This is a genomic window from Dyella sp. (assembly GCF_036384435.1).
GTDB lineage: Bacteria > Pseudomonadota > Gammaproteobacteria > Xanthomonadales > Rhodanobacteraceae > GSA-30.
On sequence record NZ_DASVMI010000019.1, the window covers coordinates 1 to 21,433 of the forward strand.

18 protein-coding genes are annotated in these 21,433 nt (G+C 61.2%); 7 read left to right on the forward strand and 11 right to left on the reverse strand.

Features of this window, described 5'->3' with window-relative positions:
* Positions 1 to 63: 63 nt before the first annotated feature.
* The 5 genes from kdsB to VF436_RS01555 form a co-directional block, all read right to left on the reverse strand.
* Positions 64 to 849: a 3-deoxy-manno-octulosonate cytidylyltransferase gene (gene kdsB / locus VF436_RS01535; protein ID WP_330902211.1), complete on the reverse strand. Its 786-nt coding sequence runs from the start codon at positions 847 to 849 to the stop codon at positions 64 to 66.
* A 256-nt stretch (positions 850 to 1,105) separates the two neighbouring features.
* Positions 1,106 to 2,419, reverse strand: coding sequence for a 3-phosphoshikimate 1-carboxyvinyltransferase (gene aroA, locus VF436_RS01540; RefSeq protein ID WP_330902212.1), 1,314 nt, complete (start codon positions 2,417 to 2,419; stop codon positions 1,106 to 1,108).
* The gene (pheA, locus tag VF436_RS01545) at positions 2,416 to 3,504 is read right to left on the reverse strand and encodes a prephenate dehydratase (protein ID WP_330902213.1); all 1,089 of its coding nucleotides are present in this window, start codon (positions 3,502 to 3,504) and stop codon (positions 2,416 to 2,418) included. The genes aroA and pheA overlap by 4 nt, the downstream gene beginning before the upstream one ends.
* 102 nt (positions 3,505 to 3,606) lie before the next feature.
* Complete coding sequence (gene serC / locus VF436_RS01550; protein WP_330902214.1) at positions 3,607 to 4,692, reverse strand: 3-phosphoserine/phosphohydroxythreonine transaminase; 1,086 nt, start codon at positions 4,690 to 4,692, stop codon at positions 3,607 to 3,609.
* A gap of 19 nt (positions 4,693 to 4,711) precedes the next feature.
* Entirely contained in the window at positions 4,712 to 5,479 is a 768-nt protein-coding gene (locus tag VF436_RS01555; RefSeq protein ID WP_330902215.1) for an FHA domain-containing protein, read from the reverse strand.
* 103 nt (positions 5,480 to 5,582) lie between these two features.
* Here VF436_RS01555 and VF436_RS01560 point away from each other — a divergent pair, with 103 nt between their 5' ends.
* A complete protein-coding gene (locus VF436_RS01560) occupies positions 5,583 to 5,858 on the forward strand; it encodes a polyhydroxyalkanoic acid system family protein (protein WP_330902216.1) in 276 nt (91 codons plus the stop codon).
* Positions 5,859 to 5,944: 86 nt separating this feature from the next.
* Positions 5,945 to 6,163 (forward strand): translation initiation factor IF-1, encoded by a 219-nt coding sequence (gene infA, locus VF436_RS01565; RefSeq protein ID WP_019466733.1) that lies wholly within the window; start codon positions 5,945 to 5,947, stop codon positions 6,161 to 6,163.
* 296 nt (positions 6,164 to 6,459) lie between these two features.
* Here the strand turns inward: infA and clpA are convergent, their stop codons facing one another.
* Positions 6,460 to 8,730: an ATP-dependent Clp protease ATP-binding subunit ClpA gene (gene clpA, locus VF436_RS01570; protein WP_330902221.1), complete on the reverse strand. Its 2,271-nt coding sequence runs from the start codon at positions 8,728 to 8,730 to the stop codon at positions 6,460 to 6,462.
* Positions 8,731 to 8,794: 64 nt separating this feature from the next.
* Positions 8,795 to 9,121, reverse strand: a complete 327-nt coding sequence (gene clpS / locus VF436_RS01575) for an ATP-dependent Clp protease adapter ClpS (RefSeq protein WP_330902222.1) — start codon at positions 9,119 to 9,121, stop codon at positions 8,795 to 8,797.
* A 157-nt stretch (positions 9,122 to 9,278) separates the two neighbouring features.
* Here clpS and VF436_RS01580 point away from each other — a divergent pair, with 157 nt between their 5' ends.
* From VF436_RS01580 to hflD, 3 genes are read left to right on the forward strand one after another with little or no spacing between them, the layout of a single operon-like run.
* Positions 9,279 to 9,770 carry an NUDIX hydrolase gene (locus tag VF436_RS01580; RefSeq protein ID WP_330902223.1) on the forward strand — a complete coding sequence of 164 codons (492 nt, stop codon included), beginning with the start codon at positions 9,279 to 9,281 and terminating at the stop codon, positions 9,768 to 9,770.
* Positions 9,767 to 10,900: a tRNA 2-thiouridine(34) synthase MnmA gene (gene mnmA, locus VF436_RS01585; RefSeq protein ID WP_330902224.1), complete on the forward strand. Its 1,134-nt coding sequence runs from the start codon at positions 9,767 to 9,769 to the stop codon at positions 10,898 to 10,900. The genes VF436_RS01580 and mnmA overlap by 4 nt, the downstream gene beginning before the upstream one ends.
* Before the next feature lie 10 nt (positions 10,901 to 10,910).
* Positions 10,911 to 11,537, forward strand: a complete 627-nt coding sequence (hflD, locus tag VF436_RS01590) for a high frequency lysogenization protein HflD (protein WP_330902235.1) — start codon at positions 10,911 to 10,913, stop codon at positions 11,535 to 11,537.
* A 142-nt stretch (positions 11,538 to 11,679) separates the two neighbouring features.
* Here the strand turns inward: hflD and VF436_RS01595 are convergent, their stop codons facing one another.
* Together VF436_RS01595 and acnB are read right to left on the reverse strand one after the other, a co-directional pair.
* Entirely contained in the window at positions 11,680 to 12,609 is a 930-nt protein-coding gene (locus tag VF436_RS01595; RefSeq protein ID WP_330902236.1) for a LysR family transcriptional regulator, read from the reverse strand.
* A gap of 255 nt (positions 12,610 to 12,864) precedes the next feature.
* On the reverse strand, positions 12,865 to 15,456 hold the full coding sequence (gene acnB, locus VF436_RS01600; protein WP_330902225.1) for a bifunctional aconitate hydratase 2/2-methylisocitrate dehydratase: 2,592 nt from the start codon (positions 15,454 to 15,456) through the stop codon (positions 12,865 to 12,867).
* Between the two features lie 366 nt (positions 15,457 to 15,822).
* On the opposite strand from acnB, the gene acnA reads away from it, so the two are divergent.
* On the forward strand, positions 15,823 to 18,573 hold the full coding sequence (gene acnA / locus VF436_RS01605; protein ID WP_330902226.1) for an aconitate hydratase AcnA: 2,751 nt from the start codon (positions 15,823 to 15,825) through the stop codon (positions 18,571 to 18,573).
* Between the two features lie 82 nt (positions 18,574 to 18,655).
* On the opposite strand, the gene VF436_RS01610 is transcribed toward acnA, so the two are convergent.
* Positions 18,656 to 19,096 (reverse strand): hypothetical protein, encoded by a 441-nt coding sequence (locus tag VF436_RS01610; RefSeq protein ID WP_330902227.1) that lies wholly within the window; start codon positions 19,094 to 19,096, stop codon positions 18,656 to 18,658.
* A gap of 119 nt (positions 19,097 to 19,215) precedes the next feature.
* On the opposite strand from VF436_RS01610, the gene VF436_RS01615 reads away from it, so the two are divergent.
* Complete coding sequence (locus tag VF436_RS01615) at positions 19,216 to 20,898, forward strand: AMP-binding protein (RefSeq protein ID WP_330902228.1); 1,683 nt, start codon at positions 19,216 to 19,218, stop codon at positions 20,896 to 20,898.
* A 160-nt stretch (positions 20,899 to 21,058) separates the two neighbouring features.
* Here VF436_RS01615 and VF436_RS01620 read toward each other — a convergent pair whose 3' ends face one another.
* Positions 21,059 to 21,409: a PilZ domain-containing protein gene (locus tag VF436_RS01620; protein ID WP_330902237.1), complete on the reverse strand. Its 351-nt coding sequence runs from the start codon at positions 21,407 to 21,409 to the stop codon at positions 21,059 to 21,061.
* Positions 21,410 to 21,433 lie beyond the last annotated feature (24 nt).

Genomic DNA, 21,433 nt, shown 5'->3' on the forward strand with positions numbered 1-21,433 from the left:
GACAGCGAGGATGCATGTTGCGCGAGACAGAGATCATCGGAGCCATCTTGAACGGCAGCCAAATCATGTTCGAGCAGTTTGCTGCCCGATCCACTGTTCGGCGCGATCCAGATCTGCCTGGGTATCAATGCCCGGCGGAAACGGCTCCGGCGTCATGCGCACGGCAATGGGAAAACCATGTTCAAGCACACGCAACTGCTCCAGCGATTCGGCTTGTTCCAGTGGCGTGCGCGACAAGGTGGTGTAGCGATGCAGGAAACCGGCACGGTACGCATAAATGCCGATATGACGCAGGAACGGCACATCGCCGGGCAACTCATCGCTACTTTGCGCGAAGGCATCTCGTGCCCAGGGCAAAGGGGCGCGACTGAAGTAAAGGGCACGACCGTCGACCCGACGCACCAGCTTGACCACGTTGGGGTCAAAGCATTCATGCGCATCGGTCATCGGCGTCGCCAAGGTAGCCATGGGCGCATCATCCTCAGCCAGCGCACGCGCCACCTCACGAATCCCCATGGCCGGTGCAAAAGGCTCGTCACCTTGCAGGTTCACCACGATCGCGTCATCAGGCCAGCCATAATGGGCCGCACATTCGGCAAGACGATCGCTGCCCGAAGCATGATCGCCGCGCGTCATGCAGACCTCGACACCCTGCCCGACCAAGGCATCGGCGACACGCGAATCATCCACTGCCACCACTACCTGCGCCGCCCCGGCTTGCAAGGCACGCTGTGCCACGCGTACCACCATAGGCACACCAGCGATCTCCCGCAGTGGCTTACCCGATAGCCGGGTGGACCCGTAACGCGCGGGAATGGCAACGATGAACGGCGGAACGGCAGTGGACATGGGCAACCTCGCATAACGAGGTTGCAAGGCTACCCTTGGGGCGCCAGCGAGTGAAGAGGTAGCTCTTTCACCTGGGCATGTGCCGCGACACCAGGGAGGAGGGGCGAGTAGCGGGTGCGCCATGCCACAGGTGATCGCAAAATCCCACGTTTTGAAAGCACCTCGCAGAGCGACAGATCGCAAGACCAATCGAGCTCGCGCTTGGCTACCCGGCCCTCGCCTTTGGGCCAACTTTCATGGGTCAATGTCCAGTTTTTTAACCACCCGCGACGCCAATCCCAAACCCGCAACCATTGGCCAACTCGACAAAACCTGGGAACGAGGTTGCCACGTTGCTGCAGTCGGTAATCGTGACGGATGCATCCGCCAGTAGGCCGGCAATGGCGAAGCTCATGGCGATGCGATGGTCGCCGTGGCTATCCACCGTGCCGCCACCGAGGCTTCCGCCATGGATGGTGGCTCCATCGGGAGTTTCATCGATACGGATACCCAGGGTACGAAGACCGGCGGCCATGGTGGCAAGACGATCGGATTCCTTGACGCGCAATTCGGCCGCACCGCGAATCACAGTCTGCCCCTCGGCGACGGCCGCGGCAACGAACAACGCCGGGAATTCATCGATCATGTCCGGCACCAAGGCTTCCGGCAATGCCACGCCACGCAGCGGAGCGTAACGAACCACGAGGTCGCCGACTGGCTCTGCACCACTTTCACGCGGATTCTCCACGCGAATATCAGCCCCCATCAGCCGCAGTGCCTCGAGCAAGCCGGTACGGCGCGGATTGAGCCCCACCGCGTGCAGATGCAATTCGGAGCCAGGCACCACGCTGGCAGCCACCAGGAAAAACGCAGCGGACGAAAAATCCGCCGGCACATCCACGTCCGTGGCAAGCAGGCGATGCCCGCCAGAAAGCTTGGCTCGGCCCGGCTCGAAATCGATCGGCCAGCCGAAAGCGGCCAGCATGCGCTCGGTATAGTCACGCGTCGGATGCGGTTCGATGATTTCCGTCTCGCCCTGAGCATACAACCCGGCCAGCAGCACGGCGGATTTCACCTGGGCACTGGCTACCGGCAACGTATAGCGGATGCCTTGAAGCGACTGCCCGCCACGCACGTGCAGGGGCGGCAGGCCATCCTGCGTGTCGATACGTGCGCCCATGAGCGTCAACGGATCGGTCACACGACGCATGGGGCGTCGTGACAGGGATTGATCACCTACCAGGGTGCTGTCGAATGCCTGTCCGGCCAGCAATCCGGCAAGAAGTCGCATGCCGGTACCCGCGTTGCCGCAGTCGAGTGGCGCCTGCGTGCCCTTCAGCCCATGCAGGCCAACGCCGTGAATGACGCGTTCGCCATCGGCGGGCACCTGGATGCGCACACCGAGCCGGGACAACACGGCTGCGGTAGCGCGCGTGTCTTCGCCTTCCAGGAAACCACGCACATGCGAGGTTCCTTCAGCCAGAGCCGCCAGCATCAGTGAACGGTGCGAAACGGATTTATCCCCCGGCACCCGCAGTGCTCCTTTGATTGCCCCTGCCTTGCGGCTGATCCAGTCCAGACGCCCGCTCATGGCAGTGCCACCGGATAAGATCCGAGCACGCGCAAACTGGCGACGCCCGATTCAATTTCCTTGACGGCATCTTGCAGCGCCGTATCGTGGATATGGCCGGATATATCAATAAAGAACGCGTATTGCCATTTGCCCGTATGCGAAGGGCGCGACTCGATACGATTCAGGCTGATGTCGTGCTTGGCAAACGGGCTCAGGACATCATAGAGCGCGCCGGGCTTGTCGTTGACCGTGACGAGCAAGGACGTGCGATCGTTGCCGGACGGAGGAAACAAGGTGCGCCCGATGACCAGGAAGCGCGTGGTGTTGTCTGCCCGATCCTCGATGCCACGGGCAATCGTGGTCAGGCCATAGACGCGACCGGCAGTTTCGCCAGCAATGGCCGCGGCATCATCCGTATGGCGAGCCAGGCGTGCCGCCTCGGCGTTGCTGCCGACGGCGATGCATTCCACATCCGGCAGGTTCACGCGTAGCCAGGTCTTGCACTGCTGCAGCGATTGCGCATGCGCATAGACACGCTTGATAACGTCCAGCACGCCCTTCTGCGAATGCAGGCATTGGTGCACACGCAATTCGACTTCGCCGCAGATCGTGGCGTCGGAGGTGAGGAACATGTCCAGCGTGACCTGGATCATGCCCTGACCGGAATTCTCCACGGGTACCACGCCGAAATCGGCATGACCGGCAGCTACTTCCTGGAAAACCTCCTCGATGCTGCCCAGCGGAAGACCATAGGCGGCGTGACCGAAGTGCTTGCGCACGGCCTGTTCGCTGAACGTGCCCTCAGGCCCGAGGAAGCCGATCTTCAAGGGATCTTCCTGGGCCAGGCACGAAGACATGATTTCGCGGAACAGGCGCACCATTTCCGTATCGGAGAGCGGCCCATTATTGCGATCGACCACCATACGCAGCACGTGGGCCTCGCGCTCGGGGCGGTAATAATCGATCGCCGACAGACCCTCTCCCTTGACCTTGGCTACTTCTTGCGCCCAGGTAGCGCGCTCGGAGATCAGTTCCTGGATCGTCTTGTCGATGCTATCGATGCGCTCGCGCACCTCGGCGAGCGATTTCTTCTGGTCAGTCATGAAGCCATCATTTGGATGTAAAGAAGTCTAATCGGTACCGCCGGGTTGCGGCACCGCCTTCCCGATCTTACATCGCATCGCCGCCATGTGCGCGGCGCAACGTCAACCGTGGCGCGCGGCGAAATCCTGCATGAAAGCCACCAGGGCTTCCACGGCCTCGACAGGCACGGCGTTGTAGAGCGATGCGCGCATGCCGCCGACGGCCTTGTGGCCCTTCAGGGCCAGCAATCCCGCCGCCTCCGACTCCTGCAGGAACAACGCATCGAGCTTGTCGTCATGCAGGGTGAAAGGCACGTTCATGCGCGAACGGGCATCCAACGCTACCGGATTTCGATAGTAACCGTTGGAACTATCGATGGCGCGATACAGTTTCGCCGCCTTGGCGTCGTTGCGCGCGGCGATCGCCGCCAGGCCGCCCTGCTCCTTCATCCATTCGAAGGTAAGCCCGGCCAGGTACCAGCCCCAGGTGTTAGGCGTGTTGAGCATGGAATCATTGGCGGCATGGTCGGCATAGCGAAAGATCTTTGCCATTGGACGTGACGCTCGCTCAAGCAGGTCACGGCGCACGATCATCACGACCAATCCGGAGGGCCCGATGTTTTTCTGCGCGCCGGCATAAATCACGCCAAAACGTCGCACATCGATGGGGCGGGAAAAGATATCCGAGGACATATCGGCTACCAGCGGCACCTGACCCACGTCAGGCACCTCATGGAACTCCACGCCATGGATGGTCTCGTTTGGCGTGTAATGCACATAGGCTGCTCGCGGATCGAGTGCCCAGGACGCCCGCGGCGGCAACTGCATATATCCGGTATCGCGACTATGCGCGGCAACGTGCACATTGACGTAGGGCGCTGCCTCGCTAGCGGCCTTTTCACCCCAGTGGCCAGTGACGATGTAGTCAGCGCTGTCACCCTGGCTAGCCAGGTTCATCGGCAATTGCGCGAAATGCTGGGTCGCTCCGCCTTGCAGAAACAGCACGGCATAGTCGGCAGGGATATCCGCCAGCTCGCGCACATCGTTCTCGGCCCTTGCGGCCAATTCCATGAATAGCTTGCCGCGATGGGACAGCTCCATCACCGAAGCACCGCTACCGTTCCAATTGAGCAATTCGCGCTGTGCACGCTCCAAGACAACCTGCGGCAACGCCGCCGGTCCCGCACTAAAATTCCAGATTCTGCTCACAAAAGGCTTCCATGGGGAGTCAAAACTTGACAAACAACACCAGCGCGATGATCAAGGCGATCACCGCTGCCGTGACGATCAACCACCATACTTCACCACGAGGACCGGCTTCCTCCTCGGGCAGATGATCGCGGGGTGGGATATAGGGAGGAATTTCCGGTTCGTCTTCCATGCCAGGCGCATCAACGACGAACCGATGCATGGCGATACCGATCTGGTCGCCTGGCTGCAAGGCCGCTTGATTGACTTCGACCCCGTTGATGCGTAAAGGGTAGCGCTCCGAACGCTGACCTGCTTCGAGCCAGAGCTTGCCGTTCTGCCAGGCAATGCGCAGCGTGGCGACCTCCCCCTGCGGCAGGTCAAGCGGAAAACGCCCTCCCTGCCCGAGCTCAACACGCTCACGCAGCGACAGTACCCGGCCGGAAAGCGGACCGGCCACAGCACGCAAGGACGCGGTACAGCGATCTTCATCGACGATCGTTGGAGTTTCACGCCCCGCAGGGGACTCCTCCTCACGCAACAGCATCCGGCAGTCGCCGACACTAAGGATGTCACCGGCACGCAGTAGCGCGCGTTCCCGGATCGGGCGCGCATTCACGTAAATGCGGCCAGCCTGGGCCAGCACCTGCAGAACAATGCCGCGACGATCCCTTTGCATGCGCAAGTGATAAGGCTGGGCCTGGCCGGCGGCCAGTACGAGGTCGTTATCTGGAGCGCTGCCGACGCGAAGCGTGGCTTGCGTCCAGGGAAAATCCTCGCGGGACGAATTGGGAAATTCGATGCGCATGAAGCAACCGGTATATAGTGGCCTGGACTCTACCAGATGCCTGCCATCTCCGCCGATCCGTTATGCTGACTGCCCTCATTTGGTCAGATTTCAGGGAGCAGACATGCCCACGATCGATATCCGCAAGCCACATCAGCTGCCTCTCGCCGATGCCCGCGCCGTGGTCGACCAGGTGGCCGACAAGATGCGCGAGAAGTTCGGCATGGACGGGCAATGGCAAGGGGACACCTTCAACTTCAGTCGTTCCGGTGTAACCGGCTCGATTGCCGTCGAAGCCGAAGCCATTCAGGTCAAGGCCGAGCTTGGCATGATGCTTTCCCCGCTCAAGGGGTTGGTCGAACAGGAGATCCGGCGCAAGCTCGATGAACACTTTGCCTGATGATTCTTTAACCACGGGCCAAGTCATGGCATAATAGGCGGCTTACGCGGCCACCACGGCCGGGCAGCCACCATCGATCGGAACGCATGGCCAAAGACGACGTCATCGAAATGGAAGGTACGGTCCAGGAGACCTTGCCCAACACCATGTTCCGCGTGCAGCTGGAAAACGGGCACGTGATTACCGCCCATATCTCCGGCCGCATGCGCAAGCACTACATCCGCATTCTCACCGGCGACAAGGTAAAGGTGGAAATGACCCCGTACGACCTGACCAAGGGTCGTATCACGTACCGCATGAAGTAAAACCGGCGCCACGCCTGTTTTGCATAGCCGCGGGCCCATAGGCTTGCGGCTTTTTTGTGCCTGCGATTTGGGCATGGAATGAGGGTCGCGGGATGAGGGACGAGGAGCCTGGGCGCGAAGAACGGCGTCCAGGGACCAGCCCGGAAACTATGACACGAGCATTTCAGCTGATCAGATGCTCTCGAACTGGCGCCCTCGCTACTAACCCGTCGCCCTTGAGTCGCCAAGCGCGGGTAAAAAAGAGCCGCGCCCCGGAAGGCGCGGCTCCTCAGCCCTGCGAGGCTGGTTGCAGCCGTTTAGTCGACTACTGCCGGCAGTTGCTCGGCGGCCTCGGTGTCCACCTTCAATTCACCCTCGGCCACGCTCAGCAGCACCTTGCCGCCATCGGCCAACTTGCCAAACAGCAGTTCGTCGGCCAGAACGCGCTTGATTCGCTCCTGAATGACGCGGGCCATGGGGCGCGCGCCCATCTGCGGATCGAAGCCATGCTCGGCCAGCCAGCGGCGAGCATCGGCATCCACGTCCAGCGCCACATGCTTCTCACCCAGCTGCGATTCCAGTTCGATCAAGAACTTATCTACCACGCGCAGGATATGCTCGAAGTCCAGCGCGCCAAACTGGATGATGGCATCGAGGCGGTTGCGGAACTCCGGCGTGAAGGTACGGCGGATCACTTCCATGGCATCGGTGGCATGATTCTGCTTGACGAAGCCAATGCCACGACGGGCCGCCTGCTGCGCTCCCGCATTGGTGGTCATTACCAGGATCACGTTCTTGAAGTTCGCCTCCCGTCCGTTGGTATCGGTCAGCACACCCCGATCCATGACCTGAAGCAGGATGTTGAACACATCCGGATGCGCCTTCTCGATTTCATCCAGCAACAGCACAGCGTGCGGGTGCTTGGTGACAGCCTCGGTCAGCAAGCCACCCTGGTCAAAGCCCACATATCCCGGAGGCGCACCGACCAAACGAGACACAGAATGCGGCTCCATGTACTCGGACATGTCGAAACGGATCATCTCGATGCCCAACTGCATGGCCAATTGCTTGGTCACCTCGGTCTTGCCCACACCGGTGGGACCGGCCAGCAGGAAGCTGCCGATAGGCTTGCCAGGATCGGCCAGGCCGGAGCGGGCCATCTTGATCGAGGCGGCCAGGGCCTCGATGGCCGGGTCCTGACCGAACACGACCATCTTGAGGTTGCGCTCCAGATTACGCAGGACATCACGATCGGAGGCCGAGACCTGCTTGGCCGGGATGCGCGCCATCTTGGCAATAATGTACTCGACCTCGGGCACATCCACCTTGCTGGCGCGCTTGTCCTCGGGAAGCAGGCGCTGGTGGGCTCCCGCCTCGTCGATCACATCGATCGCCTTGTCCGGTAACAGGCGGTCGGGTATGTGCTTGACCGATAGATCCACCGCGGCCTTCAAGGCCTCGTTGGTGTAGGTCACGTTGTGGTGCTCCTCGAAACGTGAGCGCAGGCCCTTGAGGATCTCGATGCTATCAGCCACGGTAGGCTCAACCACGTCGATCTTCTGGAACCGGCGCGCCAGCGCGCGATCCTTCTCGAAGATGCCACGAAATTCCTGGAAGGTCGTTGAACCGATACAGCGTAACTCGCCGGAAGCGAGCATCGGCTTGATCAGATTCGAGGCATCCATGGTGCCACCCGAGGCCGAGCCGGCGCCGATGATGGTGTGGATCTCATCAATGAACAGGATCGAACCCGGCTGCTTCTTCAACTGGCCGATGACAGCCTTCAGGCGCTTTTCGAAGTCACCGCGGTATTTAGTGCCGGCGACCAGGGCACCAAGGTCCAGCGACCAGATAGTCGCGCTTTCGAGCACCTCCGGAACCTCGCCGTCGACGATACGCTTGGCCAGGCCTTCGGCCAGGGCCGTCTTGCCCACGCCGGCTTCGCCAACATAGAGTGGATTGTTCTTGCGACGACGGCACAGCACCTGAATGGTACGCTCGATCTCGTCCGCCCTGCCAATCAGCGGATCGATCTTGCCCTCCAGGGCCAGCTCATTGAGGTTGCTGGCATATTCGGCCAGCGGATTGCCCTTGGGCTCTCCACTTTCCTCAGCCTCGCGCTCGGTGCCTGGCATATTGGATGCCGGCTCGTCGCCGATCTTGGCAATGCCATGGGAGATATAGTTGACGACGTCCAGGCGCGTGATTTCCTGCTGGTGCAGAAAGTACACGGCGTGGGAGTCTTTCTCACCGAAGATCGCGACCAGCACGTTGGCGCCCGTCACCTCTTTGCGGCCCGACGACTGCACATGGTAGACGGCACGCTGCAAGACGCGCTGGAAACCCAGCGTCGGCTGCGTATCACGTTCATCGCCCTGCGGCAGCACGGGCACCGTCTCTGTGATGATTTTCTCAAGCTCGGCGATGAGCCGAGGCAGATCCACGCCACAAGCGCGCAGCGCACCCAGGGCGGCCTGGTTTTCCGTAAGCGCGAGCAGAAGATGCTCCACGGTCATGAATTCGTGGCGCTGCTCACGGGCCTGCTTGTAGCACTGGCCGATGGTGACTTCGAGATCCTTGCTGAACATCCGGACCCTCTCCGTTTCGAATATGGCTGCGGCCTTTGCCGCGATGGCTACAAGATGGGGACGACTATAGCTTTTCCATAGTGCACAACAACGGATGTTGATGAGCTCGTGAATACTCGTTTACTTGAGTTACCTTTGTTTCAGCCACTTCCCGGGTGAACACCCCGCAGACGCCCTTGCCCCGAGTATGCACATGTAGCATCACTTGCACAGCGCGCTCCTGGTCCAAGTTGAAGAAACTGCGTAAGACTTCGACCACGAAGTCCATAGGCGTGAAATCGTCATTAAGCAGGACCACCTGGAAAAGCGGCGGTCGTGCCACCTCCGGCTTGGAGGTTTCCACCGCCAACCCTTGGCCGTGGCCTTGTTCGTGATCTGGATCGTGAGCCATGAGAAAAAACGGTGATCGAAGGGAATATTGAGCCTTGCCGGGCAGTATAACGGCCATCCGGCGTTGGCAGCGGCAGCCCTTTCAGGCATTGCCATGCTAGGTAATGGCACAATATCGACTTTTCCAGTCCCCTGCGGGACGATTCGATAGCGTTGTCATGACCGGCTCCCCCTTTTTCTCCTCCTCCGTATGGCACCCCCATGTCACCGTAGCTTGCGTGGTGGCCGATGGCGACCGCTACCTGATGGTCGAGGAAAGCGTGGGCGGGCGCATGGTCTTCAACCAGCCGGCCGGTCACCTGGATCCCGGCGAAAGCCTGGCCAGTGCCGCCGTACGCGAAGCCTTGGAAGAAACCGGCTGGGATATCCAGTTGCAGCATTTCATCGGCATCCAGCAGTGGATCAGTCCCGAGCATGGCGATGGTGTGGTGCGTCTGAGCTTTGCTGGCAGACCACTGCGGCATCACCCCGAGCGCCCGCTCGACAAGGACATCCATCGCGCCGTCTGGATGACTCGCCAGGAAATCGTCATGCTGGGGGACCGGCTGCGCACACCCATGGTGCTGGCAAGCATCGATGCGTGGCTGGCCGGCCAGCGCCTGCCGCTGGCGGTCCTTAATAGCCATTTGCCTGGCGATCCTTACCCATGAAGGTCATGTTGGGTATCTCCGGTGGCGTGGATTCGTCTGTCGCTGCCCTGTTGCTGCAAGAAACCGGCCATTCCGTGGAAGGCTTGTTCATGCAGAACTGGGAAGAGGACGATCGCGCGGGTCCCTGCACCACCGACGCCGATCGCAAGGACGCCGTTGCGGTGTGCGGGCGCCTGGGCATCCCCTTTCATGCCCGCAATTTCAGCAGTCAGTACTGGGATGGCGTGTTCGAGCACTTCCTAGCCGAATATCGGGCTGGGCGCACACCTAATCCGGATGTGCTGTGCAATCGCGAGATCAAGTTCAAGACCTTCCTGGACGAGGCGCGAGCGCTGGGAGCGGAGAAAATCGCTACCGGGCACTACGCGCGCGTGGATCAACGCGATGGCCTTTTCCGTCTGCTTCGCGCCGTCGACGCCACCAAGGACCAGACCTACTTTCTGCATGCGCTGGGCCAGGACCAGCTTGCCGCGACCCTGTTTCCGGTCGGCGAGATCGAAAAATCCCAGGTTCGTGCGATGGCCTTGCAAGCGGCGCTCCCCACGCATGCCAAGAAGGATTCGACGGGTATCTGCTTCATCGGCGAACGGGATTTTCGCCAGTTCCTGAGCCAGTACATTCCTGCCCGCCCCGGCCAAATGCTTACGCCAGAAGGCGAGCGCATCGGCGAGCACCAGGGCGTCATGTATTACACCCTTGGTCAACGCAATGGCCTGGGCATCGGTGGCCGGCACGGTGCCAGCGGCGAGGCCTGGTATGTCGTCGGCAAGGACGTTCTGGCCAACATCTTGTATGTCGCCCAGGGCGGTGAAAACCACTGGCTGCATTCGCGACGCCTGCTCAGCGAACGCCCTGGCTGGGTAGCAGGCGGCGCACCGGCGAACCAGTTCCGCTGTACGGCCAAGACCCGCTATCGCCAGCAAGACCAAGCCTGCACGGTACAAGTCCAGGCCGATCGGCTCGTCGTCGAGTTCGACGAGCCGCAACGCGCCGTGACGCCGGGCCAATCCGTTGTGTTCTATGACGGTGAAGCCTGCCTGGGTGGCGCGGTGATCGCTGCCACCGACGCTCCCTTCGGGAGCTGGCCCACCTCCGAATTCCCCTTAGTTGAAGAGTCACTTCGTGCTTGATGTTTTTGCCATGACCGAGGAGCGAGTACTCGCCCTCGCCGGCCTGTTCCAGGCCACCACGCTCGCCCAGCAACTGGCCAATGACGGCCGTTGCGACGAGAGCGCGCTTGAATCGAGTGTCGCGAGCGTATTTCGCATTGACGCGCCCTCCGTGGCTGCCGTTTATGGTGGAGTTTCGGGCGTACGCCTGGGTTTGCGCAGCCTGATCAGCCAGCTCGACGAAACCGGTCGCGATATGGCGATCACCCGCATGGCAGTGACGGTCATGCGCCTGGAGCGAAGCCTGTCGCGGCACTCAGCCCTGTTGTCGCGCCTGCAACAAGGCGTCGTGCTGGCGCAACGCCAGGTGGAGCATTTCGGCCAGGATTCTCCACAAGTCTTCAGCCGCTTGGCCGAGCTCTATAGCTCGACCCTGTCCACGCTCAAGCCACGCGTCATGGTGACCGGTAATCCACAGCAATTGCAGCAAACTGTCGTAGTCGAACGCGTCCGCAGCAGCCTGTTGGCGGCGGTGCGCTCAGCGGTGCTGTGGCGCCAGATCGGCGGACGGCAATGGCAGCTGATTCTCAACCGCCGCCAGTGCAGCATGCTGGCACGCGGGCTGTTGACTGGCGCGACGCTGGATAACGGTGGCTAGATTCCAGGAGACGGGAGAGATCGGTAGCAAGGGTGCAAAAACCTTTCCCGCGGGTATTCCCATCTTATGCGACGTGAGCCCGGCAAGTTGGCGACGTGCGAATGGACTTGCCCCCACTACCGCCTCCCATCTCCGAATGCAATTAATCGCTGGCGACTACCCGCAACCCCGGCCGCTGGCGCGCGACCTTGCGCAACAGGTCGGCGAAGGCTTGCAGTTCGGCGTGCCACGGTGAGGCCTCGCGCCAGTACAGGGCGATCTCCCGGCCCTGCGAGGGATTCTTGATCTTCGTCAGCACGATATTCGGCATGGACGCCAGACGCTCGTGCGCCAGCGCCGGCACCAGCGCGTAGCCGCCACGCAGGCCAACCAATGCGGCGAGGCTTTCCAGACTCACGTCCTGCACGTGTCCGGCGCCTGCCTTGCCGGGCAGACCATCGGCGTGGCTTTCACTCATCAGCGTGGCATCGTCAGCGTCCAGTTGCTCAATGTCGATGGCGCGCTTGCCAGCCAAAGGATGATCGGCGCGAAACATGACTTCCCAAGGCTCGAAGAACAGTGGTCGCATGGCGATACCGCTAGGCACGGTGGCCGGCGGCGCCAGCACGGCATCGAGTTCTCCCTCGTGGAGCCGCCGCAACAGGCCGCGCGGCTTGCCTTCGGACAGGCTCAGGTGCGCACCTGGGAAATGCTGAGGGAATGGCGCGATCAGGTGCGGCAGCAGGTAGGGCCCCAGGGTAGCGAGCACGCCCAGGCGCAACTCGCCGCCGAATGCCACGTTTCCGGCCTTGGCTGCTTGCTGCAAATGATCGGCCGCGACCAGCAACGCATCGATCTGCTCCAGCAACCGCGCCCCTCCCGCCGTTGGCACCACTTTTCGGCCCCCGCGCTCGAACAGCGGCGTACCCAGCGCCTGCTCCACTTTCTGTACCTGGTGCGACAGACCCGAGGGACTGATATGCATGGCGCGCGCGGCACTGTTGAAGCTGCCGTGGCGATGCACCGCCTGGACGAGGGTGAGGTCGCGCAGCGAGACGACAGCAAGGTGGGAAGAGATCATGCTGCTTAGGATATAGGAGTGCCGGTGTTCGGGCTCGTGACATGGTGACGGGAATAGCGAGCGGGAGCCGAAGACCCGCCACCGGCGGCCTCGACTCAAAAGCGCGACAACAGCGGCACAATGCCATGGAGAACAACGTCACGGCCCTCGCCATCGGCCTGCCGCACGCGCAGGGACCTGCCCCCACGCCCCACCTCCCCCCAACAAACGACCAACAAAAAGCCGACGCAAGCGCCGGCTTTTTGTTTCCCTGAAAAACGCCCTACCCTACGCGGCAACCGTATCAGCCACGTTCTTGAAATCGGCGATCTGGTCGAAGTTCATGTAGCGGTAGATCTTGTCGCCATTGGCATTGATCACGCCGATATCCGCCATGTACTCCTCCTTGCTCGGGATGCGGCCCAGCCGCGAACAGATCGCGGCCAGTTCCGCCGAGCCCAGGTACACGTTGGTATTCTTGCCCAAGCGATTAGGGAAATTGCGTGTGCTGGTGGACATCACCGTAGCGCCCTCGCGGACCTGCGCCTGGTTACCCATGCATAGCGAGCAACCTGGCATTTCCATGCGTGCGCCAGCCGTACCGAGCACGCCGTAGTGGCCTTCCTCGGTGAGCTGTTGCTGGTCCATCTTGGTCGGCGGGGCAACCCACAGGCGAGTGGGGATGTCGCGCTTGCCTTCCAGCAGCTTCGAGGCTGCGCGGAAGTGACCAATGTTGGTCATGCACGAACCGATGAACACCTCATCGATCTTGGCGCCGGCCACGTCCGACAACGTCTTGACGTCATCCGGGTCGTTCGGGCAGGCCACGATCGGCTCGTGAACGTCGGCCAGGTCGATCTCGATGACGGCGGCGTATTCGGCATCCGCGTCGCGCTCGAGCAGTTGCGGATCGGCCAACCACGCCTCCATCGCCTTGATGCGGCGTTGCAGGCTGCGCACATCCTGGTAGCCCTGGGCGATCATGTACTTGAGCAGCACGATGTTCGAGTTGAGGTACTCGATGATCGGCTCCTTGTTGAGCTTGACCGTGCAGCCGGCGGCCGAGCGTTCGGCCGAGGCATCGGATAGCTCGAACGCCTGTTCCACTTTCAGATTCGGCAAGCCTTCGATTTCCAGGATGCGGCCAGAGAAGATGTTCTTCTTGCCCTGCTTGGCCACCGTGAGCAAATCCTGCTTGATGGCATACAGCGGGATGGCGTTGACCAGATCGCGCAACGTAACCCCGGGCTGCAACTCGCCTTTGAAGCGCACCAACACCGACTCGGGCATGTCCAGGGGCATGACGCCGGTGGCCGCTGCGAACGCCACCAGGCCGGAACCGGCCGGGAAGGAAATGCCGATCGGGAAGCGCGTATGGCTGTCGCCGCCGGTACCGACGGTATCGGGCAGCAACATACGATTGAGCCAGGAATGGATCACGCCGTCGCCAGGACGCAGGCTGATGCCGCCGCGGGTGGAGATGAAGGCGGGCAGTTCATGATGGGTCTTGACATCCACTGGCTTGGGATAGGCCGCCGTGTGGCAAAACGACTGCATGACCAGGTCGGCCGAGAAGCCCAGGCAGGCCAAGTCCTTCAACTCGTCACGAGTCATCGGACCGGTAGTGTCCTGCGAACCGACCGAGGTCATCTTCGGCTCACAATAAGTGCCCGGGCGCACGCCCTGGCCCTCTGGCAGGCCGCAGGCGCGACCGACCATCTTCTGTGCCAGTGTGAAGCCCTTGCCAGTATCTGCCGGGTTCTGCGGCAAGCGGAACAACGTGGACACCGGCAGGCCCAGCGCCTCGCGGGCCTTGGCGGTCAGGCCGCGACCGATGATCAACGGGATACGGCCACCGGCGCGCACTTCGTCGAACAGCACGTCGGACTTGACCTGGAATTGGGCAATCACCTGGCCGTTCTTCAGCGCCTTGCCTTCATACGGACGAAGTTCGATGACATCGCCCATGTCCATGTTCGAGACATCCAGTTCGATCGGCAGCGCCCCGGCGTCTTCCATGGTGTTGTAGAAGATCGGAGCGATCTTGCTGCCCAGGCACACGCCGCCGAACCGCTTGTTCGGGATGAATGGAATGTCCTCGCCGGTCCACCACAGCACCGAGTTGGTAGCGGATTTGCGGCTCGAACCGGTTCCGACCACATCGCCGACGTAGGCAACGAGATGGCCTTTGTCCTTGAGATCGAGGATCTGCTGGATCGGACCACGCTTGCCGTCTTCCTCGGGCTGGAACGGCGCGCCATCGCGCTTGTTCTTGAGCATAGCCAACGCATGCAGCGGGATGTCCGGACGGGTGGTAGCATCGGGAGCGGGCGACAGGTCGTCGGTATTGGTCTCGCCCGGCACCTTGAACACAGTGATGGTCAGGCTCTCGGGCACTTGTGGGCGACTGGTAAACCACTCGGCATCGGCCCAGCTCTGCAACACGGCCCTGGCATTGGCATTGCCCTTGTCGGCCTTGTCCTTGACGTCGTGGAAGGCGTCGAACATAAGCAGGGTCTTCTTCAGCGCATCGGCAGCGATGGTGCCGACGGACGCATCATCGAGCAGTTCGACCAGCGGATGGATGTTGTAGCCACCGAGCATGGTGCCAAGCAATTCGGTCGCTTTTTCGCGGCTGATCAACGGGCAGCGCTCGGTGCCGAAAGCCACGGCGGCCAAATAGGACGCCTTGACCTTGGCCGCGTCATCCACGCCGGCGGGAACACGATTGGAAATCAAATCGACCAGGAAGGCATCCTCGCCAGCCGGCGGGTTCTTCAGCAGTTCGATCAGGTCGGCGGTCTGTTGGGCCGAAAGCGGCAGCGCGGGGATTCCCAAGGCGGCGCGTTCGGCGACATGTTGGCGATAGGCGTTGAGCATGCGATCGAAGTCCTGAAAAGTTGCGTATGGCTTGGCCCGATCGGCGAACGCGCGATGGGCGCGTGCACTTCGGGCCGGCTGGGGTTCGACGGGGAAAAAACGAGCTCCCGCGCCGATTTGCAGAGGGCTTGCAGCCGCCTATTTTGCCAGCCAGGGCCGTCTCGCCGCAACGCAAGACAACGTTTCCGGCAGCGTTCGAAATCTTGCAAGAGCTTGCGCGTGCGATATGGCTTGCCCGTCATGCAACACGCCCCACATGGAGGGTGTCGTCGCGGCTGGCCTGTTCTTACAATTGCCCTCACGCTCGCTGCTCTAGGATCGTCCTGTTACGCCTCACGCGTCCGCTTTGCAAAGGAGTTTCCGACCATGCTGGATTCATTCGCCACCCGCGACACACTCGATGTCAACGGCAGCTCTTACCAGATCGCCAGCCTGACCAAGCTCGGTCAGCAGTTTGACCTCAAGACCCTCCCCTACTCGCTCAAGATCCTGCTGGAAAACCTGCTGCGCCACGAAGATGGCGTCAACGTGACCAAGAAGGAGATCGAAGCGATCGCCCAATGGGATGCCAAGGCCGAACCCGATATCGAAATCGCCTTCATGCCCGCTCGCGTGGTGCTGCAAGATTTCACTGGCGTGCCTTGCGTCGTGGACCTCGCAGCCATGCGCGACGCGGTGGTCAAGCTGGGCGGCGACGCCACGCAGATCAATCCGCTTGCGCCAGCCGAACTGGTAATCGACCACTCGGTACAAGTGGATGCCTTCGGCTCCGAAGCGGCCCTGGAAAAGAACGTCGAAATCGAATTCGAACGCAATCAGGAGCGCTATTCGTTCCTGCGCTGGGGCCAGAAAGCCTTCAACAATTTCAAGGTGGTGCCACCGCGCACCGGCATCGTGCACCAGGTCAACCTGGAATACCTGGCGCGCGTCGTGTTCACGACTGACAAGGACGGTGCTCCATGGGCCTATCCGGATACGGTCTTTGGCACCGACAGCCACACCACCATGATCAACGGTATCGGTGTGTTGGGCTGGGGCGTGGGCGGCATTGAGGCTGAGGCAGCCATGCTCGGTCAGCCCTCGTCCATGCTGATCCCGCAAGTAGTCGGCTTCAAGCTGACCGGCCGATTGGGCGAGGGCGTTACGGCCACCGACCTGGTGCTCACCGTGACCCAGATGCTGCGCAAGCTTGGCGTGGTGGGCAAGTTCGTCGAGTTCTTCGGTGACGGCCTCAAACACCTGCCGCTTGCCGATCGCGCCACCATTGCCAACATGGCACCGGAATACGGCGCAACTTGCGGCATTTTCCCGATCGACCAGGAGGCGCTGAACTACCTGCACCTATCCGGCCGAAGCCAGGAACAGATTCAGTTGGTGGAAGCCTACGCCAAGGCCCAGGGCCTGTGGCATGACGAAAATGCGCATGAACCGCGCTTCACCACCACCTTGGAGCTGGATCTGGCCGAGGTAAAGCCTTCGCTGGCCGGCCCCAAGCGCCCGCAGGATCGTGTATTGCTGGAGGGGGTCAAGAAGAGTTTCCACGATGCGGTCGGTCCACTCACCGCCAACCGCAAGCCGCGCAATGGCGATTCATCACGCTATGCCAGCGATGGCGGCTCCTCGGCCATCGGCAACGAGGCTAACTCCATCGGCGATGGCAGTGTGACGGTTACTCGCAACGGCAAGGATTTCGAACTCAAGGACGGCTCCGTGGTGATCGCAGCGATCACCTCATGCACCAATACGTCCAACCCTGCCGTCATGCTTGCAGCAGGCCTGGTCGCCAGGAAAGCCGCCGCCAAGGGCCTGACGGCCAAGCCCTGGGTCAAGACTTCGATCGGCCCGGGTTCGCTGGTCGTTACCGACTACCTGGAAAAAACTGGCCTGCTCAAGGAACTGGAGAAGGTGGGCTTCTATATCGTCGGTTACGGCTGCACCACTTGCATCGGCAACTCTGGCCCGCTGCCGCAGGAAATCAGCCAGGGTATCGGCGAAGGCGATCTCGCCGTGGCATCGGTGTTGTCGGGCAACCGTAATTTCGAAGGCCGCGTGCATCCGGAAGTGAAAATGAACTACCTCGCATCGCCGCCGCTGGTCGTGGCCTATGCGCTGGCCGGCACGCTGGACATCGACCTGACTCACGATCCACTTGGCAACGGTCACGACGGCAAGCCGGTGTACCTAAAGGACATCTGGCCGACCAACCAGGAAATTTCCGACATCATCGCCGGCGCCATCAATCCGCAGATGTTCGAGAAGAACTACGCGGACGTATTCAAGGGCGACAGTCGTTGGAACCACATTGCCTCGCCGGACGGCTCGGTCTATAAGTGGGACGATTCTACCTATATCAAGAATCCCCCTTATTTCGAGGGTATGAGCAGCGAGCCGGGCAGTATCGAGGACATCCACGGCGCACGTGTGCTGGGCCTGTTCGCCGATTCGATCACCACCGACCACATCTCGCCCGCCGGGTCGATCAAGAAGGATAGCCCCGCTGGCCGCTTCCTGATTTCCAAGGGCGTGGAACCGAAGGACTTCAACTCCTACGGCTCGCGTCGCGGCAATGACGATGTCATGGTGCGCGGCACCTTCGCCAACATTCGCATCAAGAACCTGATGCTCGATGGCGTCGAAGGTGGCTACACGCTGTACGTGCCCGACGGCGAACAAATGGCCATCTATGATGCCGCCATGAAGTACAAGGAAGACAAGACACCGCTCGTGGTACTGGCAGGCAAGGAGTATGGCACTGGATCATCGCGCGACTGGGCCGCCAAGGGCACCCTGTTGCTTGGCGTGAAGGCAGTCATCGCCGAAAGCTTTGAGCGCATCCACCGCTCCAACCTGGTTGGGATGGGTGTCTTGCCTTGTCAGTTCCAGGATGGCGAGAACGCGCAGTCGCTGGGCCTGACCGGTAAGGAAACCTTCGACATCGTCGGCCTGGAAGGCGGCGAATCCAAGACGGCCAAGGTCACGGCAACCGCCGAAGACGGCAGTCAGAAGAGTTTTACCGTGAAGGTACTGCTGCTCACCCCCAAGGAGCGGGAGTTCTTCCGCCACGGCGGCATCCTGCAGTACGTGCTGAGGCAATTGGCCGGAAAGAAAGCCGCCTGACAGCGAGCTTGAGCCGGCGAGTCTGCGCCCCTCATGGACGAGGGGCAAGTCGGTTCGGGCGACGGAGTGAATCCCGGACCAGCTAGTGTTTCCAGGTCGCTGAATAGCATATCCACCGGCCACCGTCTTTGCGCCAGGCACTTTGCACCTGATACAGGCCCATCTGCGCCGGTAGGGTCTGGCCGCCGCTGGTCAAGGTGACAGTGAACATGGCGACGTAACGATCTCCCCGGGCCTGTATATCAACCGGTCCGACCAGCACGTGGATCGTTTCGTGGCGAAGCCTGGCAAGGCGCAGCATGTCTTGCAGATCCTTGCGGGCGACTTGCCCCGCATTGCCGTCGAACTGCTCATCGAGCACCTCGCCCAGCGCCGAGGCGTCGGTCTTTTCGGCCGCCCTGCCAGCGGTGACCACGGCCTGCCGGACACGCTCCTCATCGGGCGTGCGATGGCAAGCAGCCGCCATAGCCAATGCCATCGACCAAAGCAGGATCAACATCCCCCTGCGAAAATGCTTATTCATGCTCTATCCTCGTTGCAGTGCGGCTTGCCGCATACGCAACCGTATGCTCCAATGCCGCCGCCGTATACTGCCCGATGCTGAGCATCGGCGCGTTGAACACTGGGAGCGTGGGATTAGACATGAGCAATGAGCGTCCGTGGCTGAAACAATATCCGGATGGCGTACCCGCAGAAATCGACATAAACCAGTACGCTTCGGTTGTCGCGGTCCTGGAGGAATCCTTCCAACGCTTTCGTGATCGCCCTGCCTTCGCCAGCTTCGGCAAGAAGCTAACTTACGGCCAGATCGACGAGATGAGCAAGCAATTCGCCGGCTACCTCACCGGCGAACTGAAACTGGTCAAGGGTGATCGCATCGCGATCATGATGCCCAACGTTCTGCAGTACCCGATCGCTCTGTTTGGCGCGCTACGCGCCGGGCTGGTCGTAGTCAACACCAACCCGATGTACACCGCCCGCGAGCTCAAGCACCAGTTGCATGACTCAGGCGCCAAGGCCATCGTCGTGGTGGACAATTTTGCCGCCACGCTCCAGCAGGTCGTAGCCGAGACCGGCGTCAAGCACATCATCACCACCGGCATCGGCGACCTGCTTGGCGCCAAGGGCATCATCGTCAACTTCGTGATCAAGACGATCAAGAAAATGGTGCCGGCTTTCCACCTGCCGCAGGCCGTTCGCTTGAAGGACGCGCTTTCGCGCGGTGCAAGCCACCCGTTGCCCAAGCCCTCGATCGGACACGAGGACCTGGCCTTCCTGCAATACACGGGCGGCACCACCGGCGTGGCCAAGGGCGCGATGCTCACGCACGGCAACATGATCGCCAATATGTTGCAAGCCGGATCGTGGATCGGTTCCAACCTCAGCGCCGGTCAGGAGGTGGTGATCACCGCCTTGCCGCTTTATCACATCTTCTCGCTGACGGCCAATGGCCTGGTTTTCATGCGCCTGGGCGGCTTGAGCTGGTTGATTACCAATCCACGCGACATGCCTGGCTTCGTGAAGGAACTGAAAGCTTCTGGCTTTACCGCCATTACCGGCGTCAACACCCTGTTCAATGGCCTTCTCAATACACCGGGTTTTGCCGAGCTGGATTTCTCCCGCGTGCACCTGAGTCTGGGCGGCGGTATGGCCGTGCAGCGCGCGGTGGCCGAACGCTGGAAGAAAGTTACCGGTTGCACCCTGGTCGAAGCCTACGGCCTGACCGAGACCTCGCCGGCCGCTTGCATCAATCCGCTTGACCTGAAGGACTACAACAGCTCGATTGGCCTGCCAATCTCTTCCACCGATGCAGCCGTGTGGTCGGAGGACAACCAGCCACTGCCGATCGGCGAGGTGGGCGAGTTGATGATCAAAGGGCCGCAGGTGATGCGCGGTTACTGGCAGCGTCCTGACGAGACGGCCAAAGTGCTTGGCAGTGACGGCTGGCTGCATACCGGCGACATTGCCCGCATGGATGAGAACGGTTACTTCTACATCGTCGACCGCAAGAAGGACATGATCCTCGTCTCGGGTTTCAACGTGTATCCAAACGAAGTCGAAGACGCGATCATGCAGCACCCTGGCGTGGCAGAAGTTGCTGCCGTGGGCATGCCGGACGAGCACTCCGGCGAAGTCGTCAAAGTATTTGTCGTACGCAAGGACCCCAACCTCACCGTCGAAGAGCTCAAGCAGTTCTGCCGCGAAAATCTCACCGGCTACAAACGCCCCAAGTCCATCGAGTTCCGCGATGCCCTGCCCAAGAGCAACGTCGGCAAGATCCTGCGACGCGAACTGCGCGATGAAAAGAAGCCTGCGGCGGCGTAGTCTTGGTTAGGGGTGAGGTCGCGCCTGCGGCGCTGTAAAGAGCGAAGAGACAAAGCCCGCTATGACGCGGGCTTTGTTTTGCTGCTGTTCTTTTCACTGTTACTCTTTACAGCGCCGTGGACGTGGCCTCACAGCGAGCGCCAGCGAGCGACCTGACGCCTCAATCGTCTTTCCACATCTCCAGGATATCCGCATACCCACCCAACAGATTCCACAGCGGGACCTGTTTGTCTTCCGGGATATGGGTGTAGGCAAAACCGATATGGCGGCTGGATACGCGGGCAACCACGGCTTCAAGGTGGATATGCAGATCATGACCAAAAATCATGTCCAATACCCAACTCTGGCCAGATTCGCCCTGCCAACCCAACGGGCGACGCAAGAGCACGCCGGTGGCCGAGATATCGATCAGGTCAGTCGGCTGGGACTGGTCGCCCCGGCTCATCAACACGGTGGTCTCAATTCGCATTCGGGCCGGACGAAGTTGCTCCGAATCGAGGCTTTTGCTCATCTGGTCGTTCTTGGTCACACGTCC

Coding starts and splice junctions, on each gene's coding strand:
- aroA (WP_330902212.1), bottom strand. CDS start 2,419: ATGAGCGGGCGTCTGGACTGGATCAGCCGCAAGGCAGGGGCAATCAAA.
- VF436_RS01610 (WP_330902227.1), bottom strand. CDS start 19,096: ATGAATAAGCATTTTCGCAGGGGGATGTTGATCCTGCTTTGGTCGATG.
- kdsB (WP_330902211.1), bottom strand. CDS start 849: ATGTCCACTGCCGTTCCGCCGTTCATCGTTGCCATTCCCGCGCGTTAC.
- pheA (WP_330902213.1), bottom strand. CDS start 3,504: ATGACTGACCAGAAGAAATCGCTCGCCGAGGTGCGCGAGCGCATCGAT.
- infA (WP_019466733.1), top strand. CDS start 5,945: ATGGCCAAAGACGACGTCATCGAAATGGAAGGTACGGTCCAGGAGACC.
- VF436_RS01620 (WP_330902237.1), bottom strand. CDS start 21,409: ATGAGCAAAAGCCTCGATTCGGAGCAACTTCGTCCGGCCCGAATGCGA.
- acnA (WP_330902226.1), top strand. CDS start 15,823: ATGCTGGATTCATTCGCCACCCGCGACACACTCGATGTCAACGGCAGC.
- VF436_RS01560 (WP_330902216.1), top strand. CDS start 5,583: ATGCCCACGATCGATATCCGCAAGCCACATCAGCTGCCTCTCGCCGAT.
- VF436_RS01615 (WP_330902228.1), top strand. CDS start 19,216: ATGAGCAATGAGCGTCCGTGGCTGAAACAATATCCGGATGGCGTACCC.
- mnmA (WP_330902224.1), top strand. CDS start 9,767: ATGAAGGTCATGTTGGGTATCTCCGGTGGCGTGGATTCGTCTGTCGCT.
- VF436_RS01580 (WP_330902223.1), top strand. CDS start 9,279: ATGACCGGCTCCCCCTTTTTCTCCTCCTCCGTATGGCACCCCCATGTC.
- acnB (WP_330902225.1), bottom strand. CDS start 15,456: ATGCTCAACGCCTATCGCCAACATGTCGCCGAACGCGCCGCCTTGGGA.
- hflD (WP_330902235.1), top strand. CDS start 10,911: ATGACCGAGGAGCGAGTACTCGCCCTCGCCGGCCTGTTCCAGGCCACC.
- clpS (WP_330902222.1), bottom strand. CDS start 9,121: ATGGCTCACGATCCAGATCACGAACAAGGCCACGGCCAAGGGTTGGCG.
- clpA (WP_330902221.1), bottom strand. CDS start 8,730: ATGTTCAGCAAGGATCTCGAAGTCACCATCGGCCAGTGCTACAAGCAG.
- VF436_RS01555 (WP_330902215.1), bottom strand. CDS start 5,479: ATGCGCATCGAATTTCCCAATTCGTCCCGCGAGGATTTTCCCTGGACG.